We start from the raw sequence: 18369 nt of genomic DNA, 5'->3' as shown, positions 1-18369 counted from the left end.
GTTCATGTGAAGGTGTCGAGGAGTTCGAGGGTGACCGCGTCCCGGATCTGGACCTCGTCCACCTGCGGCGGGAGGGTGGCGATGACGTCCCCGTCCGGGTGCACGTCCAGGAGCGCGAAGCCGACGCTTCCCTCCTCCACCTCCGGCGTGACGTCCTCGGCGGTGTCGAGGTCGAGCACCCGGTGCCCCAGGGTCGCGCCGCCCTCGTCGTCGACGTCGGACATGTAGAGGGCGTACGCGAGTCGGTGCACGGGGTTGACCGCGACCTTGGCGGTGTCGCCGGGAGGCGGTTCGTCGGGCTCGTAGTAGAGCCCGCCCTCGTCCTCGCCCACGTCGACCACGAGCGGACCCAGCGCGTGCAGGGTGAACACCACGTCCTCGTCCAGGAAGTCCAGCGCCCGGAACCGGGGGAACGGCAGGTTCCGGGCCATGCGGAGTTCCTCGCCGCTGGTGGTGTCCCAGACCCGGAGGTCGCCCTTCCCGTCCTGGGCGGCGAGGCGGGCCCCCGAGGGCGAGTACGCGACACCGTGGCCGCGCGGGCTCTCGGTCTCGTACCGCGTGACCTCCCCGGAGGCCAGGTCCGCCGTGTAGATCCCGCCGTTGTCGTCGCGGGTGGTGCGGTCGGCCATGGCCAGGGTCGTTCCGTCCGGAGAGAAGGCCACGGAGCGGATGTCGCGCCCCGCCAGGTGCACGGTGCGCTCTCCGGTCCGCAGCGAGTACACCTGGGCGCCGTCGCGCGAGCCGTGCGCCAGGTAGCAGTCGTCGGGGCTGAACTCGATCTCCCGGAAGGGGACGTCGCCGTCCAGTTCGACGGCGGCGAGCGCGGTCCGCTCCCGCCAGTCCCACAGGTGGACGACGTTGTTCTGGAGGTGGACGGCCAGTACCGACCCGTCACTGGAGAAACGGACCGAGGCGGCGTCGGAGGGGACCGCCGGTGCGTCGGCCGCCGCCCGCGTGTACTCGGGGGCCAGGTGGAGGGTGGGGGCGCAGTCCTGCGGCGGGTCGGGGTTCCCTCCGTCCTGCTCCGGGTTCCTGCGCTCCGCCGTGAGGGGGCCCGGACCCGCGCTGTCGAGGGGGTCGCTGACGGCCCACAACCCCGTTCCCGCCAGCAGCACGAACGCTGCGGCGCAGACACCGAGAAGGGTGCGGGTGCGCGGCCCGGAGCGGTCCCGGTGGGCCGCGCGGGCGCGGGGGTGGGACGACAGGTAGTGGCGCACGGCGGCCTCGTGGTGCCGCGTGAACCCGTCCAGCACGTCGACGGCGCCCGGGGGAAGCCACGCGTCCGAGGGGGCGGCCGGAACCGGGTCGCCCAGGGCGCGCAGGAGATCCCGCGCGGTGGGTCTGCGATCCGGGTCCTTGTCCAGGCAGGCGGAGACCTGCCGGATCAGCGAGGGAGGAACACCGTCCAGGTCGGGGCCCCGGTGCTCGACCCGGTAGAGCACCGCGGACGGGTGCCCGTCACCGAAGGGCCCGTGCCCGGTGAGGGCGAAGACCAGGACGGCGCCGAGGGAGAACACGTCGGCGGCGGGTCCGGACGGTTCCCCGCGGGCGGTCTCGGGGGCCGCGTAACCGGGGGTCCCGGCGAACCCCGTAGCCTCGACGTCCGCGGGGGTGTCGATCCGCGTGGGGCCGCCAACCGCTCCGGTCCTCCTGGTGGAACTGCCGGTGGGGTCGTCGGCGGTGTTCTCGGTGGGTGCCGCCGCCACGGCGCCGGAGATCCCGAGATCGATCACCCGCGCGCCGTCGGCGGTGATCAGCACGTTGCCCGGCTTCAGGTCGCGGTGGACCACCCCGGCCGAGTGCAGTCCGACGAGGGCCTGTGCGATCCCCCTGCCCAGGCGTCGCACGGCGGGTTCGGGCAGGGCCCCCGACCGGCGCACCACCTCGCGGAGGGAGGGGCCGGGCACGAACTCGGTGGCCGACCACGGCGCGGGCGCGCGGGTGTCGGCGTCCAGGACCCGGGGGAAGCCGCCCCCGCCGTCCAGGGCCCCGGTCGCCTCTCGTGCCCCGCCGTTCGCGCGCGCCCCGCCGCCCACGACCCCGCCGTCCAGGGCCCCGCTGTTCGCGCGCTCCCCGATCGCCCCGTCGCTCTCCTGCGCCCCGCCGTTCGCGCGCGCCCCGTCAGCCTCACGCACCCCGCCGAGCTGCCGTGACCTGCGGACCTCGTGGGCGAAGCGCGCACGGTACTCGGGCTCGAACACGAACTCCGGCCGCACCACCTTGACGGCCACGGGCCGGTCGTCGGTGTCCAGGGCGAGGTACACGTGACCCATGCCGCCCGATCCCAGGGGGGAGACGATCCGGTAGGGGCCGAAGCGGTCGGGGGCTCCCGATGCGGGTGTGTACACGGTGGCCTCAGCCGATCTCGTTGACGACGTCGAGGGTGTCGGGGGCCAGGAGCAGCAGGGTGTCTCCCGCGAAGGTCGCGATCACCTCGTCGCGGGGGTGCACGGCGAGGATCTCGACCAGCAGGGTGTCGCCGGTGACCTGTTCCTCCCCGGTGGCCACGTCCCAGACACGGCCCCCCGACGGGCCCGACGCGGTGAGCCGCAGACCGGAGGAGTAGAGGGTGCGCCCGTCCGAGGAGAAGGCCGTCGCCCGGTAGCCGCGTTCGGTCCCGATCGTGCGCACGGTCTCGCCCGACTCGTAGTCGTACAGGGCGATGTCGTCGTCCGGCAGCCGCACGGCCACGATCGGTTCGGTGGGGGAGAAGGCGTGCGGACCCCAGTCGGCCCCCAGCTCACCGAGCCCGCCCAGCACCCTGGGGTCCCCGCCCAGCGACGCCACCTCGTACATCGTCACCAGGGGTTGGTCGTACTGGTGCCTGACCAGCAGGTACCGGCCGTCCGGCGTGAAGTGCGTGCCGGACACCGGGCCCTCCTGCGCGGTGGTGAACACGACCTCGTCCTCCTCCCAGTCCCAGACGTACAGGCGGGGCGCGTCGGGGTGGGAGGCCACCATGGCGACGAGGGAGCCGTCCGGGCTCACGGAGACCGCGCCGTACTCCTCGGGTTCCGGAGCCCCGCCGCCGGGATCGAACAGAGCGAGGACGCCGTGGTCGGGGCCGAAGACCGTCGTGGTGTCCGCGTAGGTGCCGACCACGGTGCCGTCGTCGGCGACGTCGAAGGAGGACGGTTGGGGGTCGAAGCGGTGCCGGAACCGGCCGCTCTCCCAGTCCCAGAGCGTCATCGCGTCCGTGGTGTGCACGTACACGCCGGAGCCGTCCGGGGTGAAGGCCATGGCGTTGACAAAGGAGCCGAACCCGGTCTCACCGTCCCACTCCTCGGCCGGATCGTCCGCCGTCCCGGAGGTGTCGGGGTTCCCCGGGACCGGAGCGGAGCGCCGCTCGTTCCCGTCGTCGTGACCGGCCTCCCCGCCGGTGGACCAGGGGGAGGCCGCGGCCAGGCCCGCCCCGGCGGCCAGGACGAGGGCGGCCGCGACCGCTCCGGCGAACAGCGGGGCGCGTCGGCGCCGACGCGGTGCGGTGGACGGGTGCTCCGAGTGGGCCACGGAGTCCCGGACGACCTGGTCGGCCTCCTCCTCGTGGGCGGCGACGGACCGGTGCACCGGGGCGGGCAGCCAGCCGTGCTCGGCGGTGGGGGCGGGGACCGAGGCGAGCTCGCGCGCGACGGCCTCGGCGCGGGGGCGCCCGGCGGGGTCCTTGGTCAGGCACCGGGCCAGGAGCGGGCGCAGGTCTTCCGGTACGCCGTCGAGGACGGGGTCGCCGCCCACCACGCGGCGCAGGACGTCGGCCGGTCGGCCGGTGCCGAACGGGGGCCGGCCCGTGGCGGCGAAGACCACCACCCCGGCGAGGGAGAACACGTCGCTGGCCGGGGTGGCCTCGCCGCCCGTCACCTGTTCTGGGGAGGTGTAGGAGGGGGTGCCGAAGGTCTGCCCGGCACGGGTGAGCACGGTGCCCTCGACAGCGCGGGCGATACCGAAGTCGATCACCTGTGGGCCGCGCGGCGACAGCAGCACGTTGCCCGGTTTGAGGTCGCGGTGCATCAGACCGGCGTCGTGGACCGCCCGGACGGCGGTGGCCAGGCCCAGGGTGAGGACCCGCAGGGAGCCCTCGGGCAGCGGGCCGTCCCGGCGGACCGCTTCCCTGAGCGTGGGGCCGGGAACGTACTCGGTGGCCATCCACGGCGCGGCGGCGTCGGGGTCGGCGTCCACGACCGCCGGGGTGAACGGTCCGCGTACCCGCTGTGCGGTGCGGACCTCTCGGGCGAAACGGGCCCGGAACTCGGGGTCCCCGGCGAGCTCCTCCCGGACCACCTTCAGCGCGGCCAGCCGACCTTCCGGGGTGCGGGCCAGGTAGACCTGACCCATCCCGCCCGAGCCGACCCGGGCCAGCACCCGGTGCGGGCCGATGAGGCGGGGATCGTCGGGTGACAGCGGGCGCAAGGGCGGTCAGCTCCTCCGGGGCGGCGTGGGCGGGGCCGGTTACCAGTGTGCCCTGCTTGGCGGAGGTTCCTCTCAGCGCCCGGGGGAGGGAGGGACGGGGGCCAGCCGACGACGGGACGGCCTCACCGCAGTCCGACGACGCGGTGGGGGTTCCCTCCCCCGGGGAACTCCCGGAGGACGACGGCACCCGGCACCGCGCGGAAGGTGGAGGGCCCCACCTCGCGGTCGGCGCGCGCGATGCTCGGTATGCCGGTCGTGTCCACGTCGACGGGGAGGGGAACGCGCGGATGCTCGTCGGTGTCCCAGCCGAGGACGGCCATGTCCTGGTCCTCACCGGTGTCCACCATGCGGATCTTCAACAGCGCGTTCTCCAGGACCAGGAAGTTGTTGAGGCTCCCGCGCGCGACCTCCGTACTGGTCACGACCCTGTGCCGCACGCTTCCGTCGAAGTCCCGCAGCTCGTAGGTCAGGGCCCGGCCCCCCGAATCCCCTTCGGCTCCCTCTCGGACGGTCAGGTAGCCGTCGGGCAGGACCCGGAGGAGCGGATGCTCGACGGTACTGGGGATGTCGTCGCCCAGGACCCGGCCGGAGGCGGTGTCGATGACGACCGTCCCCCGTTCCTCGGCGATGTTCTGGAGGACGAGAAGATCTCCCACCACTCCGAAGTCGGCCTCGGCGGAGGGGCTGGGTACGGGGAAGACGTCCGGGTCGGGGCTGTAGTCCGTGCCCTGGGCGAGGCGCCAGAGTTCCCCTCCGTCGGTCTGGTCCAGGCCCACCGCGACCGGTTCCCGGAAGGGGCAGGAGAACTCGACCACCACCTGGTCCCCCGTGAGGACTCCTTGGGAGACCTCTCCCAGTTCGCCCTCCTCGCACGCGGGAATCGTCGACTCCCACCCCTGTCGGCCTTCTCCCCAAGGGGTCATGGAGACGCGGGCCCGGTGGTCGGCGTCGGCGGTGAAGCGTCCGTGGTCGCCGATCAGCCCCGCTTCCGTGACGGTGAACTGGGAGGGCCCCGACGCGTCGTGGTCGAGTCGCGCGATCTCCTGGCCGGATGCGGCGTCGAGAAGGACCATGGTCCGCCCGGGGGAGAAGGCGACCACCGACCCGTCGGGGGACACGGAGAGGTCCGTGTCCTCGTGGCCGGAGTGGTGGTCCGGGAGGAGGAAGCTCCAGGTCTCCTCACCGGTGGAGGTGTCCAGGGCCACCACGCCGTTGTCGAGCTCCATGACCGCTCCCGTGGCGGAGGGGTGGACGGCCCGGACGGTCCGGCCTGCGGGTGCCTCCCACACCCAGGCCGCCTCGGTGACCGTCGTGGGAACGGGACGCGCGTCGGCTGAGGTGGCCGTCGTGCGGTGTTCGACCGTGTTCCCCGCCAGCGGTTCCGGGGAGCCCGCGACGTCCCCTGGGCCGTCTCCCGCGCCGCATGCGGAGACGGCTACACAGAGAGCGGCGATCGCGGCGATCCCGGGCACCCGCCCTGGTGCGAGTCCCCTCGGTGCTCTCGGTCGCGGAGGGGGAGGTGATCCCGTGCCATCCGTCGCCATCAGCCCAGTTCTCCGATCTCCTCGAAGGTGTCCGGGTCGACGAGCACCAGCCTGCTGTCAGCGGTGGTGGAGGCGGCGAGCACGGTGCCGTCCGGGTGCGGGACGAGCGCGCTGTAGGCGCCGATGGCCCCGTTCCCCTCGGCGAGGTCCTCACCGGTCTCCAGGTCCCACACGTAGGTCCGGGACCGCCACGCTCCGGTCTCCGTGCTCACCTGCCAGGTCGCGTACACGCGCTCGCGCCCGGAGTCCACCTGGAGCCTGGTGAGCACGGGCGAGTCGTCGGACTCGAACTCGTCCCGGGTGAACGAGGCGACCTCCGTTCCGGTCGTGTAGTCGGAGACAACCACCCGGTCGTCCTTGAGGAAGGCCACCTGGGTCCGCCCCGGTACCGCCGCCAGTCGGGTCGTGGTGGCCCCGGTCAGGGAGTGGACCTCCTCGCCGGTTCCGGAGTCCCAGACGTGGACGGTGCCGTTGGCGATGGTGGCCAGGTGCCGGTCGTCCACGAACACCGTGCTGTGGTGCAGACCCGGCGCCATGGTCGCGCCCGCCTCGCCGGTGGCGGTGTCGACCACCACGGTGCTGTCCTCGCGGCGGGTGCTGTACAGCGTCACCGCGAGCAGGCCGCCGTCCGGGGAGAAGGCCAGGTTCTCGACGTCCTTCGGTTTCAGCGTCCAGAGACCGTCGGCGTTGGGACCCTCCTGGCCGCCCAGCTGCTCGGTGGCCTCCCCGGTGGCCAGGTCGTAGGTGTGGCCGATCCGCACCGCGTGCTCGCGGCCCTCGTAGCCGACGGACTGGCCAGCGGCCACGGTGCAGCCGACCGGGGAGAACACCGGCCGGACCACCGCGGACGCGTCCGCGGTGGGCAGGGCGAGCAGTGTGCCCGCCTCCCAGTCCCAGGCGGTCAGACCGGCCGAGGAGGTCGCGGCGAGCACCCTCCCGTCGCCGGAGAAGACCGGGTCCCAGTACGTCGTGCCCTCGGGCGGGTGGTCCTCCGGGGCGGGGAACCCGGAGTCGTCCGGGCATCCCTCTCCGGTGACCAGCGCGGTCCCGGCCCGGGGGTCGGGGTCCGGCCCGTCCTGGTCACGGTCGTCCCCGAAGCCCTGGAGGGCGACCACTGCACCCGCACCGGCCAGCACCACCAGGGTCAGGGCCGCCGCCCCCACGGCCAGTGGTCCGACGCGTCGACGGCGGTCGGCGCCCCGTCCCCCGGTCCCGCCCGAGCCGTCGCCGGCGCCCGGACCCGAACCGGACCCCGGTCCGGGGTCGCTCTCCAACGCGGCCGCCTGGGCCTCGGCGACCCGCTCGACGCGGGCCCGCACCCCCGAGCCCCAGGCCGCGGGTTCGGCCGGGCCGCCCAGCATCCGCACCAGGTCGTGCGCGCTGGGGCGCAGCCGGGGATCGCGCTTGAGACAGGTGTCGATCAGACCGCGCAGCTGGAGCGGCACCCGGGCCAGGCCGTCCGGACCCTCCACGCCGCTGGCCGCGTAACACAGGGTGGACGCCCACGAGAAGACGTCCGTGGCCGGGGTGGCCCCGCCCTCGGGCGCCGCGAACGCCGGGTGCGGCGCGCGCTGTGCGGTGTCGCTGATCGCCCACTCCAGGCCGGGGTCGGCCAGCCGGGCGGCGTCGGCCGACACCAACACCCCGTCCGGCCAGAGCGAACCGTGTGCGCGGCCCGCCGCGTGCAGCTCCTCCAGGGCCAGGGCGAGCGCCAGCGCGAGCGCGCGCAGGTCCTCGACCGGCAGCGGGCCGTGGGCGGCCACGAGCTCGGCCAGGCTGGGACCCGGGGGCCGGGCCACCGCGACCCACGGCACCGCCCCGCCGAGATCGGCGTCCCGCACCCCGCACACGTACGCGCCGCCCAGCCCCCGCGCCGCCTCCACCTGCCGGGTGAAGGCGGCGCGGAAGGACGGGTCGGTGGCGTACTCCGGCCGGACCACCTTGACCGCCACCGGGCCCTCCACGCGCTCGCCACCCAGGTAGACGCGCGCGTAGGCGTCCTCGCCCAGGCGTGCGCGGAGGCGGTGGGGGCCGACGGAGGGAGGGTCGTGCGGGTGGAGGGGGAACATGGGGCCTTCCCGGGAGCGGAACGGAAGCGGAGGGGCGGCGCGGGGCCCGGCGAGGGGGCGTGCGGCGGGGAGGTGTGCCACCACGGGGCGCGGCGGTGCGGCGGCTAGAAGCGATCGAGGATGCGCAGCTCCTGGGCGTCCACCACCCACATGCCGTTGCCCGTGGCGGGCACCCCGGTGATGACCTCGCCCTCGGGGTGCACGCTGATCTCCCACAGGAAGCCCTGGTCCGCGTCGGCGGTCAGCTCCTCCCCGGTGGAGTACTCCCAGACCTTCATGATCCCCAGCGCGGGATCGAGGTCCGACGGGAGGAAGGTCGCGTACACGCGGTCCGCCGCCACGCCGTACTTGACGTCGAACAGCGTGAGCTCCTCGTCGAGGTTCTCGGTGACGTAGGAGGTGCGCTCGTCGGTTTCGGAGAGCAGGTCCTGCACGTGCGCACCCTTCGGGTCGGGGTAGGCCAGCGTCCTCTCGTCCACGAACCGCAGAGCGGAGGGGTTGGTGCTCGGGACGCCCTCTCCCTCGGCGATCGTCTCCCCGGTCTCGGTGTCCCAGACGGTCGTGCGCCCGAGGAGGTCCTGCGCGGCGAGGTATCCGCCCTCCGGGGACACCGCGACCGACAGGACCGTACTGCTGCCGGTGCGGTGGGTGGCGACCAGCTCCCCGGTGTCCAGGTCGTACACGGACACGCCCGAGTCGACCTGCACGTCCCGGTTGCCGACCACCAGCCGCTCGCCGTCCGGGGTGAAGGCCACCGCGCCCGCCTCGTACCCCTCGGCCAGCACCGTCACCTCCCCGCTCTCCAACGAGTACACGTACGCCCCGTCATCGGAGGCGTAGGCCAGTTCGCAGTCGTCGGGGCCGAAGACCGGATGGCCGTACCGGGCGCCGATGTCGGCCTCGATGAGGGCGACCTCCTCCTGTTCCCGCCAGTCCCACAGGGCCACTCCGCCGGTCCCGGAGACCGCGAGCACCTCGCCGTCGTTGGAGAAGCCGGTGAAGAAGACGCCCTCCTCGTCGTTGGGCACCGTCAGTTCGTCCTGGGCCGCCTCCGTGTACGCGGGCGCCAGGTGCTCCTTGGGGGAACACACCTCGCGGTCCGAGGCGCCGGGCTCCTCCTCGGGCGCGGCCCCCGTGCCGAAACCGGGGAGACCGGCGTCCCGCGCCGCCCACACGCCGACCCCGCCCACCAGGGTGAGCGACACGACGGCGGCACCGGCGACCAGCAGACGGCGGCCGAGCGCCCCCCGCCCCCGGCCCGCGCCCGCCGTGCGGACCGTGTTCGCGTACTCCTCGGAGACGGCGTCGATCCGCGCGACGGCGGCCGGCGACAGCCAGTCGGCGGCGGACGCCGCCGGGGGAGTGGGGCCGCCGAGGGCCTGGAGCACCTGGGCCGCGTTGGGGCGGCGCGCGGGGTCCTTCTCCAGGCAGGCGGCGACGATCCCGCGCAGCGACGCGGGCACCCCGTCCAGGTCGGGCTCCAGGTGCCCGATCCGGTACAGCACCGCCGAGGGGTGTCCTTCACCGAAGGGGCCGTCGCCGGTCAGGGCGTGGACCAGCACTCCGCCGAGCGCGAAGACGTCGGCGGGCGGTCCGCTGTCCTGCCCGCTCACGGTCTCGGGGGCCATGTACCCCGGGGTGCCGCTGATCCGCTCCTCCTCGGCCTCCCCCGGGTCCTCCATCGCCCGGGCGATACCGAAGTCGATCACCTGTGGACCCGTCGCGGACACCATCACGTTCCCGGGCTTGAGGTCGCGGTGGACCAGCCCGGTGGCGTGCACCCGCTCCAGGGCCTGCGCGATGCCCCGCCCCATGAACCGCACCGTGGGCTCGGGCAGGGGCCCGGTGTGCCGCACCAGGTCCTGGAGCGAGGGGCCCATGACGTACTCGGTGGCCAGCCACGGTGTCTGGCCGGAGGTGTCGGCGCCCAGCACGCGCGGCGTGTAGTTGCCGTGAACGCGCCGGGCGAGTTCGAGCTCGCGGGCGAAGCGCCCGCGAAACCCCGGGTCGTAGGCGTACTCGGCGCGGACCAGCTTCACGGCGGCGGGAGAGCCCGCCGGGTCCAGCCCGAGGTAGACGCGGCCCATGCCGCCGGAGCCCAGGAGGGCGACGACGCGGTAGGGGCCGACCCGGCCGGGGTCGTTCGGGGAGGGGTGCTCCATGCTGCCTTCCGGAGTGTCAGCTCACCTCGGCGACGACCTCGAGGTCGTCGTCCAGGATGAGGATGGTGTGCGTGCCGCCCTCGGGCGGGGAGGCGGTGGCGATGAACTCGCCGTCCGGATGGGCCCCCATGGGGGAGTTGAGGACCAGGTTGTCGGTGGGGACGAGGTCGCCGCTCTCCGCGTCCCAGACGAACCCGGGGTGGTCGCTGAAGTCGGAGGTGGCGCCGTAGACCCGGGAGCCGTCGACGGAGATCTGCACGTCGACGAGGTCGTCGGAGTCCATGCCGGGGTCCTCCAGGTCGCGGACCTCACCCGTCTCGATGTCCGCGACGCTCACCCGGTCGCGGCCGTTGACCATCGCGAGGGTCCGGCCGTCACCGGCCAAGGAGACCTGGTAGTAGGAGGCGCCCCGGAAGGTCTGGAGCACCTCGCCGGTCTCGGGGTCCCAGACGTACACGCCGAGGTAGGTCGAGTAGCCGGGTTCGGTGACGATGCCGACGAGCGTGGAGTCGTCCGGTGTGTAGAAGAGGTCGGTCAGCATGCCGTCGACGGGGAACTCGCGCACGATCTCCCGGGTGTCGACGTCCCACACCTGGATGTGCGGCGCGCCCTCCACGGTGCCGTCCGCCGAACCGAGGGTGGCCACACGGGCGCCGTCGGAGGTGAGCGCGGGCATGTCGAACTGTCCGCGCACCTCGTCCACGTCGTTGCCGAGTACCGCGACCCGGTTGTCGCTGCCGCCGTCCCACACCTCGACGTAGTTCGCCGTGGTGCCCGCCGCGAACCCCTGCGGGGTGATCATGGCCCCGGTCGGCGTGGGGGAGTAGACGTCGACCCGGGTCCCCTCCCGCCAGTCCCAGGTGGCGAGCGTGTTGGAGCCGAAGACGTGCATCAGCTCGCCGTCCTCGGAGAAGGCGATGTCGTAGAGGAAGCCCTCGAAGGAGGCCGGAACGGGTTCGTCCGGATCTGCTTCCGCCCCGCCGTCCCCGCCGTCCCCGTCAGGGTCGTCGGCGGCCTCCTCCTGCGGGGGTATGTCGGCGCTGTTCGCGGAATCCTCCGAAGCGAGGGGGAACGCGTTCAGGGCCAGGGCGCCGCCGCCCACCAGCACCAGAGCCGCCACGGCCGCGCCCGTGACCAGGGCGATTCGGCGGCCGCGCCCCTTCCCCGGAGCGCCGTCCTGCCGGCCCCTGGCGCCGCTGGTCGGGGCCGTCGGGGGTCGGGCCTCCTCGGCCCGCTTGGTCTCGTTCGCCTTCGCGCTGATCTGCTCGTTGACCTGGGCGGGCAGCCACCCGTGCTCGGCGGAGGGCAGCGGCAGCACCGACGCCTCCCGTTGGAGGGTGTCGGCGTCCGGGCGCCGCTCCGGGTCCTTGGCGAAACAGCGGGAGAGCAGGTCCCGCAGCGGCCCCTCCGGGACCGCCCCCAGGTTCGGCTCGCCCTTCATCACCCGGGTGAGCGTGCTGACCGGACTGCCCTCGCCGAACGGCGGCCCGCCGCTGGCCGCGAACACCGCGACGCCCGCCAGGGAGAAGACGTCGGCGCTCGGTGTGACGCCCTGACCGGTGACCTGCTCGGGGGAGGTGTAGGAGGGGGTGCCGAAGGTCTGACCGGTACGGGTGAGCACGGTGCCCTCGACGGCGCGGGCGATGCCGAAGTCGATCACCTGGGGGCCGCGCGGTGACAGCAGGATGTTGCTGGGCTTGAGGTCGCGGTGCATGAGCCCGGCGGCATGGATCGTGGCGAGCGCGCGGGCCAGCCCCAGGACCAGGACCCGTAGCGACTCCTCGGGGAAGGGGCCGTTCGCCCGGACCGCCTCCTTGAGCGTGGGGCCGGGAACGTACTCGGTGGCCATCCACGGCGCGGCGGCGTCGGGGTCGGCGTCCACGACCGCCGGGGTGAAGGGGCCGCGGACCCGTCGCGCGGCCCGGACCTCGCGGGCGAACCGGGCCCGGAACTGGCTGTCGTGCGCCAGGTCCTCCTTGACCACCTTCAGGGCGCACAGGTGACCTTCGGGCGTGCGGGCCAGGTACACCTTGCCCATGCCGCCCGCGCCGAGGCGGGCGAGGAGCCGGTGGGGGCCGATGGAGTTCGGGTCGTCGGGGGAGAGGGGCTGCACGGCGGCGGGGGTCCTTACTGCGTGCGACTGCCGTGCTGGGTGGAGTGTTACGGCAGGTCCGGGGGAGCCCCGGGGGTGGCGTTGTACCCCGCCAATGTAGCCGGTCCGCGACAAACCACCCAGGTGTGTGGCCTGATCCGGTCGGGTGCGGCGGGTGCGGCGGGTGCGGCGGGTGCGGCGGGTGCGGCGGGTGCGGCTGCCGTGGCACGAGGAGGCGCACGGGAGGACGGCGCGGCAGGGACGCGGGGGCACGGCCGGGCGGGCGCGTAGGGCGCACGGGTGGACCGGGCGGGCGCGCGACGGGTCCGTGGGGCGGGTGAGGGGGGCGCCGGGGCTCGGCGCGCCGGGTCACCGCGTCTCGGCGCGCGTGGGCACGGCGACGGTGCGGCGGGCGCGGTGCGGTGGGTGTGCGGGCCCCGCCGTCGCGTCGGTTCGCGGGAACGGGCGGGGCGCCGAGGAAGGTGTCGTCGTCAGCCGGATGGCCGAACGGAGTCGCCCGGGGAGGCCTGGGTCAGGCGGCGACCGGCTGGCGGTGCGTGTAGTAGTGCGCGGGCTCGGGAACCTGGGCGAACGGGTTCAGGAGCGCGGCGGCACCGGCGGGGTCGCTCGCGGGGTGCGAGATCGTGCCGCCCTGGAAGAGGTCGTTCCAGAAGAAGCGGCCGTCGCGGCACCAGACGTTGACGTCGCGCATCACGGAGGCGACGGCCATCTCGGAGGTGCCGGACCAGTAGAGGGGGCGGGAGGCGACCGCGGCGAGCTCGCCCAGCAGCGCCGTGATCGCGCGCTCGGCGCAGAACGCGTGCCGGGGCTTGTGCTTGACTCGTCTGGCGAGGGCCGACTTCGCCCGGGAGGCCCGGGGATTGTTCAGGCGCCAGTGACTCAAGGTCGTCTCCAGTGTGTGTCGGGATACCGCGGGTGTGCTGACCGTGTGTGCTTGTGGCGGCCACGTCGCCGCGGCGTGAGTTCCGTTCACCGCGCCGTTGTCGGGCGTTGGTGACATCCCTCCGCGAAGTTGGCGAGGCCCGAACGGTGTCGTTACCTCGTAGTTATTCTTCGCGCTCCGGATGCTAGCAGTAACTGACCCCTCGTAGTCGAGGCTTCATCGAGTGACGCATCTCACACACAACAACTGCGCATGGTCGTGTTTGAGGCCAAAAAGTCCAGGTCAGTTCGGGTTTTTCGGACAGATGTACCCGTGATGATTTTGAGATAAAGAAGCCGTAGTCCCGTCCTGGTTGTCACGGGTCTCACCCCGTTTCCGCACCCTTGGCGCATTGGTGATCACTCATGGTGATCAAACATGCCTTGCCGGGTCTTTGCCGTACCGCGGAGCTTCCTTGCCGCCTCCGGCGTCCCCTGTCGTTGGGCGTGTTCCCGTCCCCGTCGCGTGCCTGGTCACCCCGGTGTGATGAGCGTTCGGCGACCTGGAGGACACTGGAGAGCGGTGCGAACGAGGAGAGAAGCAGCGAAGTGACGCAGACCCACACATCCGGTGACAGGACATCCGTAAAGGGACGAGTTTCCGTGGAGCCGGTGGGCGGTACCCGGGCCTGGCTGGTATGGGGTGTCGCGGTCGCGGGCTACTTCCTGGCCATGCTGCACCGCAACGGGTTGGGCGTGGCGGCCCTGGAGGCGCAGAGCAGGTTCGACGTCGGCCCGGCGCTCCTCTCCCTCCTGCCGATGCTCCAACTGCTCGTGTACGTGCTCCTCCAGGTGCCCGCCGGACTCCTGGCCGACCGGCTCGGCCCCCGGTACACGCTGGGAATGGGCATGGTCGCCATGGCCGTCGGCTCCCTCCTCTTCGCCCTGGCACCCGGGATCGAACTGGCGGTGGCCGGGCGGTTCCTCATCGGCCTCGGCGACGCGCTCGTGTTCCTCAACGTCATCCGGCTCGCCGCCCTGTGGTTCCCGCGCTCCCGCTACGCGCTGGTCAGTGGACTGACCGGGGTCGTCGGCGGTACCGGCCAGGTGGCCAGCGCGGCCCCGCTGGCCTGGGCGCTCGACGGGATCGGGTGGGAGGCCGCCTTCCTCGCCACGGCCAGCATCACGGTGCTCATGGCCCTGATGGTGCTCCTGGTCGTCCGTGACCGTCCGGCAGGAGCCGCGGGGCGGTCCACGGTGGCCGACCCCATCTCCGTCTGGGAGGCGCTCAGGGAGGCGCTGAGGGCGGACGGGCCCCGGATCGGCATGGCGCACCACGCGGCCGTCATGGCGCCGTTCACGATGATGATGGTGCTGTGGGGCTACCCCTTCCTCGTGGGCGGCCTGGGGCTGTCCGAGGGCACCGCGGCCCTCACCCTCACGGGACTGGCCGCCGGTGCGCTGTGGCTGGCGCCCGTCGCGGGCGTGCTCGTCGGCCGCTGGCCCGGGGTGCGGGTGTACTTCGCCCTCGCCCTGAGCGGCACGCTGACGGCGGGGTGGCTACTGCTCGTGGTGTGGCCCGGCGGAGTCCCGGTGGCGGTGGGGGTCGCGGTGCTGGCGGTGAGCGCCCTGGGGCAGACCATGGCGCCCACCGTCTCCTTCGACTTCGCCCGTGACGGCATCCCGGCGAGCCGCACCGGGGTGGCGTCGGGGTTGGTGAACATGAGCGGCTTCACCACGGCCGTGGTCTGCACGGTGGCGGCCGGGGCGATCCTCCAGGCCGTGCCGGAGGGGCCGACCGGCTACCAGTGGGCGTTCACCCCGATGGCGGTCGCGACGCTGTTGTCGAGCTGCGTGCTGGCCGTGTTCATCCGCCGCCGCGCCCGCCGCGCGCGCCACGCGGCCCAGTAGTCCCGGCGAAGGGACCACGGCGCGGGCGGCAGGGGTGTTGGCGCCGTCCCTGCGCGGGGAGGGGCGGCACCAACACCCCCTCCGTGACCTCGTGGCGCGAGACCCTGTCAGTCAAGCCCGTGGACGGGCCGACGGGTGACCCTGTCCGAGATCGGTCTGGCCGCCGCCGAACCGATCGACGATCATGTGGGGCTGGCCTTCCCACGATCACTATCCGCCGCCCTCCAGACGGCGGGTACCTTCTGGAGCAGCATGGACCGCCGCCACTTCCTCACCGCCACCGCCTTCAGCGCCGCCGCCTTCGGCCCGCCCACCCTGCGTTGGCTCTCCCAGAACACCGACGACGCCTCCGCCCACACCGGTGGGCGGCGTATCGGCCGCGCCGACATCACGGAGTTGAGCGAACTCGCGGAGCAGGCCCGTCACACCGACTCCCGATTCGGGGGCGCCAGCGCCGGGGTGTCGGCGGTCGCGGTGTGCCTGCGTGACGTGGCCTCGCCCATGCTCGGCGGCACCTACACCGATGCCGTCGGCAAGGAGCTGTTCGCCGCCACCGCGGTGCTGGGGCGCCTGGCCGGGTGGGCCGACTTCGACGCCGGCCACCACCCCCGTGCCCAACGCCAGTTCATCCAGGCGCTACGGATGTCGCGAGCCGCCGGAGAGGTCGCCTTGGGCGGCTACGTCCTCTCGTGCATGGCGTTGCAGGCGTGCCTGCGCGACTACCACGACGACGCCCTGGACATGATCGACGCCGCCACCTCCGCCACCCGGCACAGTCCGCCCCGGGTGCGAGCGTTCCTCTACCTCGTCGAGGCCCGCGTGCACGCTCGTGCCCGGTCTCCGAAAGCGGCGGGCCAGGCGCTGGCCGTCTCCGAACGGCTGCTGGAGCGGGCCGACTCCCGCACCGGGGACGATCCGACCTGGATCGACTTCCACACCCGGGCCCGCCTGGCGGCCGACGCCGTGGAGATCCACCGTGACCTCGGCCGCCCCGCCGAGGCGTTGCGGTGGAACGAGGAGGCGACCATGCCCGCCGACCGGTTCGCCCGCTCCTACGGCATCCGTATGGCCGTGGTCTCCTCCGCGCACGTCCAGGCCCGGGATCTGGAGGCCGCCCTGCCCGCCGCGCACACCAGCGTGGACATCCTCGGTCGCGTGGCCAGCCAGCGGGCCCGGGACTATCTGGACGACCTGGTCGGCCGGTTCGCGCCGTGGCGGTCGGAACCCGAGGTACGGCTCCTGACGGACCGTGTCGGTTCGGGCGCCTCCCCGAGCACCCAGAGGTAGGGCGGGGGCCGCCGGGCGCGTTCCCTCTTGCCTTGTCCTCTCGCGCGCGGGCGCGCGCGAGAGGACAACGGAGCCGGGCAGCCCGGAACAAGGAGAAGGGGCGGGACGATGGCTCGTCCCGCCCCTCACCCGCTTCGGAAGCCTAGAAGGCCTCTTCGGGGACCTCCATGAGACCCAGGTTCACGTTCTGGGCGATCTTCAGCTCCGACTCCACGCGCGGCAGGAACTGCTCGGCGAAGAAGCGCGCGGCGGCGATCTTGCCGGTGTAGAAGTTCTTGTCGTCGTCGCTGGCGCCGTCGACGCTGTTCAGCGCGATCTCGGCCTGGCGGAGCAGCAGCCAGGCGAGCACGACGTCACCGAAGGCGAACAGCAGGCGGACGGAGTTCAGGCCGACCTTGTACAGCTCGCGGGAGTCCTCGGCGGAACCCATCGCGTGGCCGACCATGATCTCGACGATCTTCTCGACCTGGCCGAGGGCGCCCAGCAGGAGCGCGCGCTCCTCCTTGAGCTGGCCGTTGCCCGCCTCGCTCTCGGCGAAGGCCTTGATCTCGGCGGACAGCGTGCCGATGGCCTGGCCGCCGTTCTTCACGATCTTGCGGAAGAAGAAGTCCTGGGCCTGGATCGCCGTGGTGCCCTCGTACAGCGTGTCGATCTTGGCGTCACGGATGTACTGCTCGATCGGGTACTCCTGGAGGAACCCGGAGCCACCGAGGGTCTGGAGGGACTCGGCGAGCAGCGCGTAGGAGCGCTCCGAGCCCACGCCCTTGACGATGGGCAGCAGGAGGTCGTTCATGGCCTCCAGCGCGGTGGCGTCCTCGCCCTTGGCGTGGGCGATCTGGATCGCGTCCTGCTGGGTGGCGGTGAACAGGACCAGCGAGCGCATGGCCTCCACGTACGCCTTCTGCGTCATGAGGCTGCGGCGCACGTCCGGGTGGTGCGTGATGGTGACCTTGGGGGAGTCCTTGGCGCCGGCGAGGTCGTTGCCCTGCACGCGGTTCTTGGCGTACTCCAGGGCGTTGAGGTAGCCCGTGGACAGGGTGGCGATGGCCTTGGTGCCGACCATCATGCGCGCGTACTCGATGACGAGGAACATCTGGCGGATGCCGTCGTGCTTGTCGCCGACGAGGTAGCCGATGGCGGGGTGCTTGTCGCCGAAGGTCAGCTCACAGGTGGTGGAGGCCTTGAGCCCCATCTTGTGCTCGACGTTGGTGACGTAGGCGCCGTTGCGCTCGCCGAGGGAGCCGTCCTCGTTCACCAGGTACTTCGGCACGAGGTAGAGCGAGAGGCCCTTGGTGCCGGGGCCGGCGCCCTCGGGGCGGGCCAGCACCAGGTGGAAGATGTTCTCGGTCATGTCCTGCTCGGCCGAGGTGATGAAGCGCTTCACGCCCTCGATGTGCCAGGTGCCGTCGCCCTGGTCGGTGGCCTTGGTGCGGCCCGCGCCGACGTCCGAACCGGCGTCCGGCTCGGTGAGCACCATGGTGGCGCCCCAGCCGTTCTCGATGGCCTGCTCGGCGAACTTCTTCTGCGCCTCGTTGCCCTCGGAGTGCAGGATGCTCGCGAAGCCGGGACCGGCCGAGTACATGTGGATGGAGGGGTTGGAGCCCAGGATCAGCTCGGCGGCCGACCACACCAGGGAGCGGGGGGCGCCGAGGCCGCCCAGTTCCTGGGGCAGGTCGAGGTTGTACCAGCCGGCGTCCATGTAGGCCTGGTAGGACTTCTTGAGGCTCTCGGGGAGGGCGACGGTGTTGGTCTTGGGGTCGAAGACCGGCGGGTTGCGGTCGGCGTCCTCGAAGGACTCCGCGATGACACCGGTGGCGAGACGGTTGATCTCGTCCAGGATGGTGCGCGCGGTCTCCTCGTCCAGCTCCTCGAAGGGGCCCTGGCCCAGGACGTCCTGGCGCCGGAACAGCTCGAAGAGGTTGAACTCGATGTCGCGCAGGTTGCTCTTGTAATGCGTCATGGACAGCTCCGCTGTGTCCCTGGCCGCGGTGTCTGTACACGCGGATCTACCGACTAGT

General features: G+C 72.9%; 10 protein-coding genes. 2 read left to right on the top strand and 8 right to left on the bottom strand.

Annotated elements, in window-relative coordinates; all coding sequences use genetic code 11:
• Positions 1-2: 2 nt before the first annotated feature.
• From ABZ635_RS11550 to ABZ635_RS11520, 7 genes are all read right to left on the bottom strand, one after another.
• The gene (locus ABZ635_RS11550) at positions 3-2348 is read right to left on the bottom strand and encodes a serine/threonine-protein kinase (protein WP_357762640.1); all 2346 of its coding nucleotides are present in this window, start codon (positions 2346-2348) and stop codon (positions 3-5) included.
• A gap of 7 nt (positions 2349-2355) precedes the next feature.
• A complete protein-coding gene (locus tag ABZ635_RS11545; RefSeq protein WP_357762637.1) occupies positions 2356-4404 on the bottom strand; it encodes a serine/threonine-protein kinase in 2049 nt (682 codons plus the stop codon).
• Positions 4405-4526: 122 nt separating this feature from the next.
• A complete protein-coding gene (locus ABZ635_RS11540; RefSeq protein WP_357762634.1) occupies positions 4527-5948 on the bottom strand; it encodes a PQQ-binding-like beta-propeller repeat protein in 1422 nt (473 codons plus the stop codon).
• Positions 5948-8017, bottom strand: a complete 2070-nt coding sequence (locus tag ABZ635_RS11535; RefSeq protein WP_357762631.1) for a tyrosine protein kinase — start codon at positions 8015-8017, stop codon at positions 5948-5950. Before ABZ635_RS11535 ends, ABZ635_RS11540 begins: the two co-directional genes overlap by 1 nt.
• 104 nt (positions 8018-8121) lie before the next feature.
• Positions 8122-10179 (bottom strand): serine/threonine-protein kinase, encoded by a 2058-nt coding sequence (locus tag ABZ635_RS11530; protein ID WP_357762628.1) that lies wholly within the window; start codon positions 10177-10179, stop codon positions 8122-8124.
• 16 nt (positions 10180-10195) lie between these two features.
• Positions 10196-12292 carry a serine/threonine-protein kinase gene (locus tag ABZ635_RS11525; RefSeq protein WP_357762625.1) on the bottom strand — a complete coding sequence of 699 codons (2097 nt, stop codon included), beginning with the start codon at positions 12290-12292 and terminating at the stop codon, positions 10196-10198.
• Between the two features lie 511 nt (positions 12293-12803).
• The gene (locus ABZ635_RS11520; RefSeq protein WP_357762622.1) at positions 12804-13175 is read right to left on the bottom strand and encodes a hypothetical protein; all 372 of its coding nucleotides are present in this window, start codon (positions 13173-13175) and stop codon (positions 12804-12806) included.
• A 587-nt stretch (positions 13176-13762) separates the two neighbouring features.
• Here ABZ635_RS11520 and ABZ635_RS11515 point away from each other — a divergent pair.
• Entirely contained in the window at positions 13763-15064 is a 1302-nt protein-coding gene (locus tag ABZ635_RS11515; RefSeq protein ID WP_357762619.1) for an MFS transporter, read from the top strand.
• Between the two features lie 135 nt (positions 15065-15199).
• Positions 15200-16351, top strand: a complete 1152-nt coding sequence (locus tag ABZ635_RS11510; RefSeq protein WP_357762616.1) for a sporulation protein — start codon at positions 15200-15202, stop codon at positions 16349-16351.
• Positions 16352-16493: 142 nt separating this feature from the next.
• On the opposite strand, the gene ABZ635_RS11505 is transcribed toward ABZ635_RS11510, so the two are convergent.
• The gene (locus ABZ635_RS11505; RefSeq protein ID WP_357762613.1) at positions 16494-18311 is read right to left on the bottom strand and encodes an acyl-CoA dehydrogenase; all 1818 of its coding nucleotides are present in this window, start codon (positions 18309-18311) and stop codon (positions 16494-16496) included.
• Between the last annotated feature and the right edge of the window lie 58 nt (positions 18312-18369).

This window comes from Nocardiopsis sp. NPDC007018, from assembly GCF_040635075.1.
In the GTDB taxonomy this organism is placed as follows: domain Bacteria; phylum Actinomycetota; class Actinomycetes; order Streptosporangiales; family Streptosporangiaceae; genus Nocardiopsis.
Note: the sequence above shows the minus strand (reverse complement) of the source record. Positions and strands in the feature narration are given on the sequence as shown.

Coding starts and splice junctions, on each gene's coding strand:
- ABZ635_RS11530 (WP_357762628.1), bottom strand. CDS start 10,179: ATGGAGCACCCCTCCCCGAACGACCCCGGCCGGGTCGGCCCCTACCGC.
- ABZ635_RS11540 (WP_357762634.1), bottom strand. CDS start 5,948: ATGGCGACGGATGGCACGGGATCACCTCCCCCTCCGCGACCGAGAGCA.
- ABZ635_RS11535 (WP_357762631.1), bottom strand. CDS start 8,017: ATGTTCCCCCTCCACCCGCACGACCCTCCCTCCGTCGGCCCCCACCGC.
- ABZ635_RS11505 (WP_357762613.1), bottom strand. CDS start 18,311: ATGACGCATTACAAGAGCAACCTGCGCGACATCGAGTTCAACCTCTTC.